This window comes from Vreelandella hamiltonii (assembly GCF_014651775.1).
Lineage (GTDB): Bacteria > Pseudomonadota > Gammaproteobacteria > Pseudomonadales > Halomonadaceae > Vreelandella > Vreelandella hamiltonii.
Window position 1 is genome coordinate 177989 of sequence record NZ_BMXN01000004.1, and the last position, 12565, is coordinate 190553.

Sequence of the window (12565 nt, forward strand, 5' to 3'; positions counted from 1 at the left end):
CTCAGCCGGTGCGCTGCCCGGTGGTGGCATTGAACGGGTGCAGAGCACCGGCGGTGACGTACAGATTGAGCGTCTCGCCCTCCTGAACGGGGGGCTGGCCTGCGGTCTTCAGTACCGTAGGCTGTTGGCGGTCGGCCAGATGCACGTAGAGGTGGCTTTCGGCCCCGGCTGCTTCGTACAGCATCAGCGTGGCTCGTAGCGCGATATGCGGCTCGGCAGGCGGTGTCAGCAGCATGTCATCCGGGCGAATACCCAGGGTGTCCGTGCCTTCCGGCAGCTGGCTCAGTATCCCTTCATGATCCTGGGGGGCCAGATACGCCAGCGGCAGGATGTTCATGGCAGGGGAGCCGATGAACTGGGCCACGAACAGCGTGGCAGGGCGCGTGTAAATCTCCATGGGCGTGCCTACCTGCTCGATATTGCCTGCGTTCAGCACCACCAGGCGGTCGCCCAGGGTCATCGCTTCGAGCTGGTCGTGGGTGACGTACAGGCTGGTGGTCTTTAGGCGACGCTGCAGCTGCTTGATCTCGACGCGCATCTGCACCCGCAGCTTGGCATCCAGGTTGGAGAGCGGCTCGTCGAACAGGAAGGCCGAGGGCTCGCGTACCAGTGCGCGTCCCATGGCCACGCGCTGGCGCTGGCCACCTGAAAGCTTGCGCGGTTTGCGCTCCAGGTACTCCTCGATTTCCAGCATTTTGGCGGCAGCGCGCACGCGCTGGTCGATGTCATGCTTCTTGAAACCGCGGTTCTTCAGGCCGTAGGCCAGGTTGTTGTAGACCGTCATGTGAGGGTAGAGCGCATAGTTCTGGAACACCATGGCGATGTCCCGTTCGGCTGGCTCCAGCCGATTGACCACCCGCTCGCCGATCTTCAACGTGCCTTCGGTAATGGTTTCCAGCCCGGCCACCATGCGCAGCAGGGTCGATTTACCGCAGCCGGAAGGCCCCACCAGAACCACGAATTCACCATCTTCGATGTGCAGGTCGATGCCTTTGACGGCTGCCACGTTACCGGCGTAGGTTTTCTTCAGCCCTTCCAGGGTAATGCTGGCCATGGTTACTTCTCCGTCTCGGTCAGGCCTTTCACGAACAGGCGTTGCATAAACAGGATCACCAGCACCGGCGGCAGGGCCGCCATCACGACGGCCGCCATGATCAAGTGCCATTGGGGATTTTCATCGGAGGTCATGCGCTGAATGCCCATCACGATGGTGTAGTAATCCGGGTTGGTGGTGATCAGCAGCGGCCACAGGTACTGGTTCCAGCCGTAGATGAACATGATCACGAACAGCGCCGCGATATTGGTGATCGAGAGCGGCATCAGAATGTCCTTGAAGAACTTCAGCGGCCCCGCGCCGTCCACCCTGGCGGCTTCCAGCATCTCTTCAGGGATGGTCATGAAGAACTGGCGAAAGAGAAAGGTAGCGGTGGCCGAAGCAATCAGCGGAATCGACAGCCCGGCAAAACTGTTGAGCATCTTCAGGTCGGCCACCACCTGGAAGGTGGGGATGATGCGCACCTCCACCGGCAGCATCAAGGTGATGAAGATCAGCCAGAAGAACAGCATCCGAAAGCGGAAACGGAAATAGACGATGGCAAACGCGGACAGCAGCGAGATGGACAGTTTGCCCAGCGTAATGGCCATGGCCATCACGAAGCTGTTCCACAGCATGGTGCCTGCCGGTGGCGCGCCCGCGTTGGAAACGCCGGACTGCCACATGCGCGTGTAGTTTTCCAGGCCGTGGCTGCCGGGCAGCATGGGCAGCGTTCCGCGCAGCAAGTCGCCGGGGGCCTGGGTCGAGGCCACCAGCGCCACGTACACCGGAAATACCACCACGGCAACGCCCAGGATCAGCGTCAGATGGGCCAGGAGGTTGGCCCAGGGGCGGTTTTCAACCATAACGAAACTCCTCACAATCCGCCTGGATCAGTAGTTGACCCGGCGCTCGATGAAGCGGAACTGAACGATGGTCAGGGCGATCACGATGGCCATCAGAATGACCGACTGCGCCGCCGAAGAGCCCAGGTTCAAGCCTACGAAGCCATCGGCATACACCTTGTACACCAGGGTGTTGGTGGCCTGTGCGGGGCCGCCCTGGGTCGTGGCGTGGATAATGCCGAAGGTATCGAACATCGCGTACACCACGTTGACCACCATCAGGAAAAACGTGGTGGGGGAAAGGAGCGGAAAGACGATGGTCCAGAAGCGCTTCATGGGGCTGGCCCCGTCGATGGCGGCGGCTTCGATCAACGACTGCGGGATGGACTGCAAGCCCGCTAGAAAAAACAGAAAGTTGTAGGAAATCTGCTTCCAGGCGGCGGCAAAGATCACCAGCAGCATGGCGTCGCTTCCCGACGTGCGGTGGTTCCAGCGGTAGCCCACCATGTCGAGCATGTAAGGCACGATGCCGATGGAAGGATTGAAAATGAACCACCACAGCACTCCGGCAATGGCGGGCGCAATGGCATAAGGCCATACCAGCAGGGTGGTATAGGCGCTGCGCGAACGGATCATGCGATTCACCGTGCAGGCCAGCAACAGCGCCACCGACATGGAGAGCAGCGTGGTGCCGATGGCAAAGGTGGCCGTGACCGAAAGCGCATTGAGGTAGTTGCCATCGCTGAACAGGCGAGTGAAGTTCTCCAGGCCGACGAAGGTCGTGCGCAGGCCGAAGGCATCTTCGCGCAGCAGCGATTGATACAGCGCCTTGCCCGCCGGCCAGATGAAAAAGATCAGCGTAATGACGATTTGCGGGGCCAGCAGCGCATAAGGCAGAAAGCGCCCCGGAAAGGTCATGCGTTTGGTTTGCATAAGCAGGTTTCCGCGAGAACGGGTAGCACGTAAGGCGAGGGGTACGCGGGTCGAGGAGTACCGATGCCGAGCGATACTTGAAACGACTTCGCCGCCTGGCGTTGGTCAGGCGGCGAAGCAAGCGCTTACTTACTGATTGGCGGACTGGAAGTCACGCAGCAGGCGGTTACCCCGCTCAACGGCTGCATCGGCAGCGGCCTGACCAGATTTGTTGCCAGTCATGACGGCTTCCATCTCTTCGGAAATGATGTCGCGAATCTGCACGAAGTTGCCGAAGCGTAGGCCCTTGGAGTTTTCGGTGGGCTCGTTCAGCGTCATCTGCTTGAGCGAGATATCCGCGCCTGGGTTCTCGTCGTAATAGCCCTGCTCGGTGCTCAAGTCCCATGCCGCCTGAGTGATCGGCAGGTAGCCGGTTTGCTGGTGCCACTTGGCCTGCACTTCGGGCTCTGAAAGGTACTCGAAGAAGGCAGCAACGGCTTCGTACTCTTCATCGCTATGGCCTTGCAGTGCCCACAGCGTGGCACCCCCGATAATCGAGTTCTGCGGCGCGCCGTCGACATCGGCATAGTAGGGCTGCATGCCGAAGCCTACTTCGAAGTCGGCGTTGGCTGCCACATCTGCCCGTGAGGCCGATGAGCCGAAGAAGATCGCGCACTCCTGGGAGTAGAACATGGGTTCGGCATCAGGGCCTGAACCGGGGCCGCCCCATTTGTAGGCACCTGCGTCCTGCCAGGCTTTCAGGTTGTCCCAGTGGCGAGCCACCAGGTCGTTATTGAAGTTCAGCTCGGTGTCCAGGCCACCAAAGCCGTTCTCCAGAGTGCCCAACGGCGAGTTGTGCATGGCGGAGAAGTTCTCCAGCATCACCCAGCTTGGCCATGAAGAGGTGAAGCCACAGCGTGCGGCACCCGACTCGGTGATTTGGGTGGCCTGTTCGGCCAGTTCTTCCCAGGTCTGTGGCGGCTGTTCCGGGTCCAGGCCAGCGGCTTCGAACACATCCCGGTTGTAGTACATGATGGGCGTCGAGGAGTTGAACGGGAACGACAGCATGTTGCCGTTGGTGTCCGTGTAGTAGCCCACCACGGCGGGCAGGAAGGCATCCGGGTCGAAGGCACGGCCGTGTGCTTCCATCAGCTCGTAGACCGGGTAGATCGCACCGTCGGCATTCATCATGGTGCCGGTACCGACTTCGAACACTTGCAGGATGTGGGGCTGTTCGCCTGCACGGAAGGCCGCGATCGCGCCAGTCATCGTTTCGGTGTAGTTGCCCCGATAGCTGGGGATGACGCGGTAATCGTCCTGGGAAGCATTGAAGTCTTCGGTCATCTCTTCCAGCAGGTTACCGAGCTGACCTCCCATGGCGTGCCACCACTGAATGTTGGTCGTAGCCTGGGCCGACAGGCTGAAAGTGGCCGTCGCCACACCGAGGGCAAGAGCATGCAACGTGAAACGAGACATAACGACTCCTTGTAGGTCATGCGCAGTACGTTTGTTGAATTTTTTGGGTGCACTGCACAGTAGAAAGTGTAGATGACGCTTTCATGAACGCACGGTGAAGTTGTCGTGACGGTCAGCATTTCCAAATGCCCATGGCGGTGCTAGGGTGGCCAAAAGCCTGCACAGCGAGAGCACTATGAGCGATGTCACCACGTTACTGACCAGACTGGTCGCCTTCGATACCACCTCCAGCGCGTCCAATCTGGCCCTGATCGAATTTGTCGAAGCGTACCTGACCAAGGCTGGCGTCGCTTCCGAGCGGGTGATGAGCCCCTGTGGCACCAAAGCCAACCTGATTGCGCGCATCGGCCCTGATGCGCCCGGCGGGGTGATGCTTTCCGGGCATACGGATGTGGTGCCCGTCGTAGGGCAGCCGTGGAGCAGCGACCCGTTCACCCTGCGTGATGGGGGCGATGGTCGGTTGTATGGGCGAGGTACCTGCGACATGAAAGGCTTCATCGCCTGCGCGCTGGCCATGGTGCCCGAGTGGGTCAAGGCGCCTTTGCAGCAGCCGGTCTACCTGGGCTTTTCCTATGACGAAGAGATCGGCTGTGTCGGGGCGCCGAGCCTGATCAAGCGCTTTTATGAGCACTACTCCACCACGGCACGAGTCATCGTCGGCGAGCCGACCAGCATGCAGCCAGTGGTTGCCCAGAAAGGCGCCACCAACCTGCGCACTACCGTAGTGGGGCGCGAGGCCCACAGTAGCCAGGTGAACCAGGGCACCTCGGCGATTCATGTGGCGGCCAGGCTGGTCACTTTCATCGAGGACACCATGGCCACGCTGGTCGCAGAAGGACGCGTGGACGAGGCGTTCAACGTGCCGCATACCAGCCTGCACGTGGGCAAGATCAAGGGGGGCACGGCCATCAATATCATGGCGCGGGAGTGCCAGTTCGAGTGGGAGATACGCCACCTGCCCACGGAAACCTTCGAAGAGGTGTATGCCCGCTTCAGCGACTACTGCGCCACGCTGAGTGAGGCCCTGGCGGCTCAGGGGAAAACCGTCGACATCACCACAGAGCCCTTGAACGTGACGGTGCCCGGGTTGGCAAACCGTGACAACCAGCAGGTGCTGCAACTGGCAGAAGCGCACCTTCCGGCAGGCTGTTGCCAGCATGCCGTGGCCTACGCCACCGAGGCTGGCCAGTTTCAGGGGCAGGGGCTGCAGACGATCATTCTGGGGCCGGGCAGCATTGCCCAGGCGCACCAGCCGGATGAGTATATCGAGATCTCACAGCTCGAGGCATGTCAGCAGTTCATGCAGCGCTTGGGTGGCTCCCTGCAATCGGCCTATCAAGCCGATGACCATGCCTGAAGTCGAGCGCTCACGCCCATAAAAAAACATCCGCCCGGTGACGCGGCGGATGTTTTCATGATGCTTTAGAGCGATCAATGCTGAGGGTAATGCTCTTCATAAAGCTCGGCTTTCGCATGGCGCATGACATCTTCGCAGGCCTGCTGGCGAGCCAGTTGGGTCAACAGCTTCTGGGTGACTTCAAAGCCTTTGCCCAGGCAGTGGTCGACTTCGTCTCGGCTAACCGTGGGCGACACGTCATAGTCGATTTTCACCGTACGCCCTTTGCCTTCCAGGCGGTCTGCCACGGCTCTAAGCCGCCACGCGATTCGCTCTTTCCAGTTTGCTGATTCTTCCGCGCCTTCGTTTACGCTAAACGTGCACTGCCATTCCGGTCTGTAAACCTTCATAGGAGAACCTCCACTGCGTTTGGAAAGAATGATCGATCGTGTTGTCGTACTCCGTCTGTCTGAAGATCTTGCTCTGCTACTATACCTGACTCGGGCCCTATTACCGAAACAAAACGTCTACAGCCTTTATTCATTGCACAAGCCAGAGTCACCGTTATGACCCACCCCATGCCGGAAAGTTGCCCCTGTGGCAGCACGTTGCCACTGGTAGCCTGCTGCCAACCGTTTCATCAGGGCCAGGCCGTTCCAGAAACCCCGGAAGCCCTGATGCGTTCACGATACACCGCCTTTGCGTTGAATGAGCGTGACTATTTGCTGGCCACCTGGCACGCCACCACGCGCCCAGCCACACTGCCACCCGACCCCACGACGCAGTGGCAATCGCTGGTCATCGTGTCGGCACCGCAGCCTTCCCGCGATGAAGGGCACGTGCACTTCAAGGCAACGTTCAGGGAATCAGGCCGTTGGCATGTGCTGGAAGAAGCCTCGCGGTTCGTATGGGAAGAGCAGCGGTGGTGGTACGTCGATGGAAAGCCCACCGTGATACGCCTGAAGCCGGGCCGTAACGATGCCTGCCCTTGTGGAAGCGGACGCAAATTCAAGGTATGTTGCCAGCTATAAGACTAAGTAGCATGAGGCACCCCCGATGAACACGAAGCAAACCGAACGGCGACGGCAGCGTGGTTTATGGTCTTCATCGAGTGGCTGGGGGGCCATCGTGCTGTTGGGGTGGCTAAGCCTTTTCGTGGGCGCTTCTGCCCATGGCCAGACGCAAGCGGAGCCTTACCCTGCCACGGACATGACGCTGGTGCTGCCCTACGGGGAAGGCGGCGCAACGGACGTCTTGTTCAGAGCCATTGCCGAGCGTGCCCAGGTTGCGCTACAGGCCCCCATCGTCGTCGTGAACATGCCCGGCAGCGGGGCCACGCTGGGGGCGCAGTTCGTCAAGGAATCCCCGCCCGATGGTTACACCGTACTGGGCAGCCATCAAACCATCGACCTCGCCTACCTGTCGGGGCTTTCCAACTTTTCGCATGAGGCATTCGCCCCCATTGCCCTGCTGACCCGCACCGTGAACATTCCGGCCACCTATGCAGGTCACTCGGTCAGCAGTGCTTCCCAGATTGCCGAAAAGGTGCGCGAACAGCCGGGCAAGCTGCTGTTCGGGGTGATTCCCAACTCAACGGACCACTTTTTTTGGCTACACTTCTTCGCGCAGGCCGGTATCGATGCCAGCGATGTACAGTTCGTCCAATATCCTGATACCGGTGCCCAGGTCGTGGCCTTGTTAGGCAGAGAGCTTGATTTTGCCATGCTCAACCTGCCGTCGGCAGGTGCCCTGTTTGCGTCGGGTGCCCTGGTGCCTCTGGGCGCTGCCAGCGAGCAGCGTCTTGCGGCGCTACCGTCCGTGCCGACGCTTCTGGAGCAGGGCATCACGCTGGTCAATACCACGGACCGCGGTTTGTTTGCTCCCTTGAACACGCCTCCTGAGCGTCTTGACGTCATTGCCACCGCCTTCCGTCAGGCGCTGGAAGCGCCTGACCTGGCACGTCGCTTGATGGACACCCACGGCTCTCTGGTGGACTTTCGCCCGCTGGAGGCCTATGGGCAGTATCTGGATGAGCAGTATCAACAGTTGGAAAGCCTGACCCAGCGGTTAGCGTTCGAGCGCTAGCCAGACCATCGACCGGAGCCACCACGTCTAATGCCCTTGAATACTCGTGATTTAGCCGCCGAGACGCTACTGCTGCTGGTCTCGGCGACGCTCCTGTGCATGGGAGCGACCAGCCTGTTGGTGGGGCTGGTGCTGCCACAAGTGGTATTCGGCCCGATGCTGGTGCCGGATGCCGCGCTGGCGACGCTGCTGATCGGCGTCAGCCTGCTGGCCACGCTGTGCCGATGGCGCGTGCTGAGGCTGGCAAGTGCCGGAGGCTTGACGGCGCTGCTGCTGTACACCTTGCTGCACAACCTGATGGCGCAGGGCGTCAGCGAATCGTGGGTCACTGGGCAACCGCGCATGACCAGTTTGGCGGCGGTGGTGTTGCTGATGATCAATGTCTGCCTATGGCGTGGTGTGGAAGGGGCGGCAAAAAAGCGCTGGTGGCGCGCGGCAGGAATAGGTTTGCTGCTGTTTGGCGGCGTGGTGGTGCTCCAGCTATGGCGTCCTCAGGCAAACCAGGCGACGCTCTTTACCTCCTCGCCTCTGGCGGTGCTGGTGTTCATCGTGCTGTTGGGGGCTGCGCTGTTGGTGGCCGGCTGGCGGCAGCGTCATGAGCGGCTCAGCCCGGGCCGCTTGACCGTGGTGGTCGGGTTGGCAGGTGTGTTGGCCAGTAGTCTGGCGTGGTTGCTGCTGAGCATGCATCAGCGCTCCTCGGCCGAGTTGCAGGCCAGTTACCTGCTGGATAATGTGCAGCTCAACGCCGAACAGGCCATGTCGGAACGGCTAAAGCTGATGCAGCGCATGGCTGAGCGCCTGGACGGGGTGACAGGCGCGCAGCGTGAGCGGTTGCTGGCACAAGATGCCCAGAACTATTTTCGCGATACGCTCAGCCTGCATGCCATGGCACTGAGGGAGGAGACGGGGGCGCTGCGGTGGTCGCAAGGGCGCAGGCAACGCAGTGATGGCTGGCTGCTGGAGCAGCTGGCCATGCCTGCGGTACAGGCCTGGATGAACATTCCGTTCGAACGCCCTCGGTTACTGATCCCGGACAGCCGTCAGCCCAGCCAGATATTGATGGCCGTACCCATTCCTGGCCAGCCCGAGCAGCTGCTGGCCTCGTTGCATCTGGGCGAGCTGCTGGGCAACGAGCTGCGGCTGGCGCTGGGGCCTTTTCATGTGGACGTCAGCCGGGCGGACCAACGGCTGATTCGGCTGCACCCTTCCGGGTTCACGGTCGATGATGGCGAAGCCTCCACGCTGATGCTGGCATCTCGGCATATGGGGTTGCCGGGGGGGATCAACCTCATGCTGAGCGCCTATCCCGGCCAACACTACAACTGGGCACTGTTGGGCGTGATGCCGCTGAGCGTCACGCTGGGTGGGCTGGTGATGAGCTGGCTGCTGGCGTTCAGCGTGGGGCTGATGAGGGCAAGCGTCACCCGGGCCAAAGAGCTGGCCGAAGCGCGCCACTCCCTGGCCGACAGCGAGCAGCGCTATCGTTCGCTGTTTGCGCACCACCCCGATGCCATTTTTGCCGTGGATCCCGAAGGGCGTTTCATCGAAGCGAACGCAACCTGCGGGCGTGTGACCGGCATTCCTCGGGAAGAGGTCTTGCAGCGTCACTTTGCCAACTTTATCGACCCTGACGACGTCACGCATGTGGCGCAACAGTTTCAGCAGGTGCTGGGCGGTGAAATCGCGCGCTTCGAAGTCTCGCTGCGCCACCGTGATGGCCAGCAGCGCTTGCTGGATGTGATCGGTATTCCGATCACGGTCAATGGTCGAGTCGACGGAGTGTACGGCATTGCACAGGACGTCACCGCAAGCCGCGCCCAGCAGACTCGTCTGCGCATTCTGGAGCGCAGCGTGGAAGCCAGCGTGAACGGCGTGCTGATTGCCGATGCCCGCGCACCGGATTTGCCGATCATCTACGCCAATCGTGCGTTTAGCGTGATGACCGGCTACTCGCTGGAAGACGTCATTGGTCGGAACTGTCGTTTTCTGCAAGGGCCGGAGAGCGACCCGGACATGGTGGAGGCGCTGCGCTGCGGCCTCCAGAACCAGCGAGAGACCCACGTCACGCTGTGCAATTATCGCAAGGATGGTACGCCGTTCTGGAACGACCTCTACGTCGCACCGGTGCGGGGCCAGGATGGCGGGGTGACCCATTTCGTCGGCGTTCAGCACGATATTTCCAAGCACAAGGCCTACGAAGCTCGCCTGGCCTATCATGCCACCCATGACGACCTGACTCGCTTGCCTAACCGCATGCATTTCGAAGAAGCCCTGCAGGCACAGTTTGCCCAGGCACAGCTGGGGGGGCACGCCATCAGCGTGCTGTTCGTGGATCTGGACGATTTCAAGCCGATCAACGACAGCCTGGGGCATGCCGTGGGTGATCAGGTATTGATCGAAGTAGGCCAGCGGCTGAAGGCGGCACTGCGCCAGGAAGATACGGTGGCCCGCTTGGGCGGTGACGAGTTCGTGCTGCTGATTTCGTCGGTCAGTGACGAAAAGCAGGTGATCGACATCGTCGAGCGCCTGTTGCCCGCCTTGGCTCGCCCTTACTGCATCGATGGCCACGAGCTGTACCTGACGGCCAGTGTCGGCATCGCCATCAGTGGGCCGACCACACCCCAGCCACAAAGCTTGATTCAGCAGGCAGACATGGCGATGTACAAGGCCAAGCAGCAAGGGCGCAATGCGTATGCCTGGTTCAGTAACGACATCAACGAACTGGCCAGCGAGCGCGTCATCCTGCGCAACGATTTGCAGGAAGCCATCGATCATCAAAACTTCGAGCTGCACTATCAGCCACTGTTCGACGGCGCCGGCAACATCGTCAGCGTAGAAGCCCTGGTACGTTGGCGGCACCCCGTGAAAGGCTATATTTCTCCGGCGCGTTTCATTCCGCTGGCCGAGGCAACGGGGCAGATCGTGCCCATCAGCGAGTGGGTCCTGCAGCGTGCCTGTACCGACATGCTGAGCCTGCAGCAAAAGGGGTTGGGAAGCCTGAAGGTGGCGGTCAATCTCTCGCCTTTGCAGTTTCATCGCGCAAGCTTTCTGGCGACGCTGCGCCAGACGCTCTCATCGACCGGTCTTCCTGCCGAGCAGCTGACGCTGGAACTGACCGAAGGCATCCTGATGAACAACACCGAGGCGGCGATTGGCATTCTGCATGCGCTGCGCAGCATGCAGGTGAGCGTCGCCATTGATGACTTCGGCACCGGCTACTCGAGCTTGAGCTATCTGAAACACCTGCCCATCAGCACCATCAAGATCGATCGCAGCTTCATCAACGAGCTGATTCACAGCGATGACGATGCCGCCATCGTGCAGGGCATCATTTCCATGGCCCACCATTTGGGGCTTGGCGTGGTGGCCGAAGGGGTCGAGAATGACGCCCAGCACCAACGTTTGATGACTTACCGCTGTGACATGTTCCAGGGCTTCGGGTTGGCCAAACCCATGCCGCTGGCGGAGCTCGAAAACATCATGGCGGCATTCACGGCTTCGACCACCTCTGGCTGACGAGAAAACATGGCGTTGACCACCACGACCTGGTACCTGTATCTGCTGGAGTGTCGCCGAGGCACCTATGTGGGCATCACGAATGATTTGACGAAGCGCTACCAGGCCCACCGAACCGGCAAGGGCGCGCGCTATACCCGTGCGCACCCGCCCACGGCGCTCTTGGGGGCGCAGCCGTTTCCTGATCGCGCCACGGCCAGCCAGGCCGAGTACCGCTTGAAACAGCGCACCCCGGATCAAAAGCGCCACTGGGCCCGCCAATGGCCGGTCGAAGGGTGGCACCCGGAAAGCGAGTAAACACACCATGGCAACAGGAGCCTTCATGCGTACGTTTTTTTCCGAGGATAGTCGTCTGCGTCAGGCGCGCAGTGAACTGCACGATGGCACGTTGGTCAGCCCCTTCGAGTGCCCGGAGCGCATGGATCTCGTGCTGGCGGCGCTGGCGCAGGCCAATATCGAGGTGCAGGCACCGCAGGCCTATGGGCTCGACCCCGTGCTGGCGGTGCACGATGCAGACTACGTGGCGTTCCTGGAAGGCTGCTGGCAGGCATGGCAGGCCGCCGGTCATGAAGGCGAGGCCATTCCCAATATCTGGCCAGCGCGGACCCTGCGCGGCGACCGCATACCGAGTTCGGTGAGCGGCCAACTGGGCTACTATGCGCTGGCCGCCGAAACCTCGATCAGCGAGGGGACGTTTGCGGCGGCCATGGCCAGCAAGGACACTGCGCTGGCTGCCGTGGAGCATACGCTGGCCACCGGCGAGCCCAGCTTTGGGCTGTGCCGCCCGCCTGGCCATCATGCAGCCTTCGATCAGTTCGGTGGCTACTGCTTCTTCAACAATGCCGCCATTGCTGCCCAGCGGGCCCTGGCCAGCGGCATGCATCGCGTGGCCGTGCTGGACGTGGACTTTCATCACGGCAACGGTACCCAGCAGATTTTCTACCAGCGTGACGATGTGCTGTTCGCTTCCCTGCATGGCGACCCCGACGTGACCTTTCCCTACTTTTCCGGCTATGCCGACGAAACGGGGGAAGGCAAGGGCGAGGGCTACACGCTGAACTACCCGCTGCCGCCCGGTACGTCGGTGGCGCGGTGGATGGCGGCGTTGGACGATGCCTTGACCCGGATTGCCCAGGCCGAGTGTGAGCTGGTGGTTGTGTCGCTGGGCGTGGACATCTTCGAAGGCGACCCGATCAGCGCTTTTACCTTCCAGCACGCCGACTTTACGGCCCTTGGCCAGCGGCTGGCCCAGTGTGGTTTGTCCTGCGTCTTTTTACTGGAAGGGGGCTATGCAGTGGGAGATATCGGTGTCAATGTGGTGAATGTCTTGCAGGGCTTTGGTGCGGGTGCGAGATGACAACG

At 61.1% G+C, this 12565-nt stretch carries 11 protein-coding genes; 6 read left to right on the forward strand and 5 right to left on the reverse strand.

Annotated features, from left to right (window positions below; all coding sequences use genetic code 11):
- Position 1: 1 nt before the first annotated feature.
- The 4 genes from IE091_RS05430 to ugpB form a co-directional block, all read right to left on the reverse strand.
- The gene (locus IE091_RS05430) at positions 2 to 1054 is read right to left on the reverse strand and encodes a sn-glycerol-3-phosphate import ATP-binding protein UgpC (RefSeq protein ID WP_096921616.1); all 1053 of its coding nucleotides are present in this window, start codon (positions 1052 to 1054) and stop codon (positions 2 to 4) included.
- 2 nt (positions 1055 to 1056) lie between these two features.
- Positions 1057 to 1899 carry a sn-glycerol-3-phosphate ABC transporter permease UgpE gene (gene ugpE / locus IE091_RS05435; RefSeq protein WP_039183237.1) on the reverse strand — a complete coding sequence of 281 codons (843 nt, stop codon included), beginning with the start codon at positions 1897 to 1899 and terminating at the stop codon, positions 1057 to 1059.
- Positions 1900 to 1926: 27 nt separating this feature from the next.
- Entirely contained in the window at positions 1927 to 2811 is an 885-nt protein-coding gene (gene ugpA, locus IE091_RS05440) for a sn-glycerol-3-phosphate ABC transporter permease UgpA (RefSeq protein ID WP_039183234.1), read from the reverse strand.
- Positions 2812 to 2940: 129 nt separating this feature from the next.
- Positions 2941 to 4266, reverse strand: a complete 1326-nt coding sequence (ugpB, locus tag IE091_RS05445; protein WP_189462990.1) for a sn-glycerol-3-phosphate ABC transporter substrate-binding protein UgpB — start codon at positions 4264 to 4266, stop codon at positions 2941 to 2943.
- 175 nt (positions 4267 to 4441) lie between these two features.
- On the opposite strand from ugpB, the gene argE reads away from it, so the two are divergent.
- A complete protein-coding gene (gene argE / locus IE091_RS05450; RefSeq protein WP_144984362.1) occupies positions 4442 to 5623 on the forward strand; it encodes an acetylornithine deacetylase in 1182 nt (393 codons plus the stop codon).
- Positions 5624 to 5697: 74 nt separating this feature from the next.
- Here argE and IE091_RS05455 read toward each other — a convergent pair whose 3' ends face one another.
- Positions 5698 to 6012 (reverse strand): hypothetical protein, encoded by a 315-nt coding sequence (locus IE091_RS05455; protein WP_039183225.1) that lies wholly within the window; start codon positions 6010 to 6012, stop codon positions 5698 to 5700.
- Positions 6013 to 6168: 156 nt separating this feature from the next.
- Here IE091_RS05455 and IE091_RS05460 point away from each other — a divergent pair, with 156 nt between their 5' ends.
- From IE091_RS05460 to IE091_RS05480, 5 genes are read left to right on the forward strand one after another with little or no spacing between them, the layout of a single operon-like run.
- On the forward strand, positions 6169 to 6633 hold the full coding sequence (locus IE091_RS05460) for a YchJ family protein (RefSeq protein WP_189462991.1): 465 nt from the start codon (positions 6169 to 6171) through the stop codon (positions 6631 to 6633).
- A gap of 25 nt (positions 6634 to 6658) precedes the next feature.
- Positions 6659 to 7687 carry a Bug family tripartite tricarboxylate transporter substrate binding protein gene (locus tag IE091_RS05465; protein ID WP_144984359.1) on the forward strand — a complete coding sequence of 343 codons (1029 nt, stop codon included), beginning with the start codon at positions 6659 to 6661 and terminating at the stop codon, positions 7685 to 7687.
- A 30-nt stretch (positions 7688 to 7717) separates the two neighbouring features.
- A complete protein-coding gene (locus IE091_RS05470) occupies positions 7718 to 11203 on the forward strand; it encodes a bifunctional diguanylate cyclase/phosphodiesterase (protein ID WP_189462992.1) in 3486 nt (1161 codons plus the stop codon).
- A gap of 9 nt (positions 11204 to 11212) precedes the next feature.
- Positions 11213 to 11500 carry a GIY-YIG nuclease family protein gene (locus tag IE091_RS05475; protein ID WP_039183214.1) on the forward strand — a complete coding sequence of 96 codons (288 nt, stop codon included), beginning with the start codon at positions 11213 to 11215 and terminating at the stop codon, positions 11498 to 11500.
- A 25-nt stretch (positions 11501 to 11525) separates the two neighbouring features.
- A complete protein-coding gene (locus IE091_RS05480) occupies positions 11526 to 12560 on the forward strand; it encodes a histone deacetylase family protein (RefSeq protein ID WP_189462993.1) in 1035 nt (344 codons plus the stop codon).
- The last annotated feature ends 5 nt before the right edge of the window (positions 12561 to 12565 follow it).

Bases quoted from the DNA above. Each gene is read 5' to 3' on its own strand.
- IE091_RS05475 (WP_039183214.1), top strand. From the start codon at position 11,213: ATGGCGTTGACCACCACGACCTGGTACCTGTATCTGCTGGAGTGTCGC.
- IE091_RS05465 (WP_144984359.1), top strand. From the start codon at position 6,659: ATGAACACGAAGCAAACCGAACGGCGACGGCAGCGTGGTTTATGGTCT.
- ugpB (WP_189462990.1), bottom strand. From the start codon at position 4,266: ATGTCTCGTTTCACGTTGCATGCTCTTGCCCTCGGTGTGGCGACGGCC.
- ugpA (WP_039183234.1), bottom strand. From the start codon at position 2,811: ATGCAAACCAAACGCATGACCTTTCCGGGGCGCTTTCTGCCTTATGCG.
- ugpE (WP_039183237.1), bottom strand. From the start codon at position 1,899: ATGGTTGAAAACCGCCCCTGGGCCAACCTCCTGGCCCATCTGACGCTG.
- IE091_RS05455 (WP_039183225.1), bottom strand. From the start codon at position 6,012: ATGAAGGTTTACAGACCGGAATGGCAGTGCACGTTTAGCGTAAACGAA.
- IE091_RS05470 (WP_189462992.1), top strand. From the start codon at position 7,718: ATGCCCTTGAATACTCGTGATTTAGCCGCCGAGACGCTACTGCTGCTG.
- IE091_RS05480 (WP_189462993.1), top strand. From the start codon at position 11,526: ATGCGTACGTTTTTTTCCGAGGATAGTCGTCTGCGTCAGGCGCGCAGT.
- argE (WP_144984362.1), top strand. From the start codon at position 4,442: ATGAGCGATGTCACCACGTTACTGACCAGACTGGTCGCCTTCGATACC.
- IE091_RS05460 (WP_189462991.1), top strand. From the start codon at position 6,169: ATGACCCACCCCATGCCGGAAAGTTGCCCCTGTGGCAGCACGTTGCCA.
- IE091_RS05430 (WP_096921616.1), bottom strand. From the start codon at position 1,054: ATGGCCAGCATTACCCTGGAAGGGCTGAAGAAAACCTACGCCGGTAAC.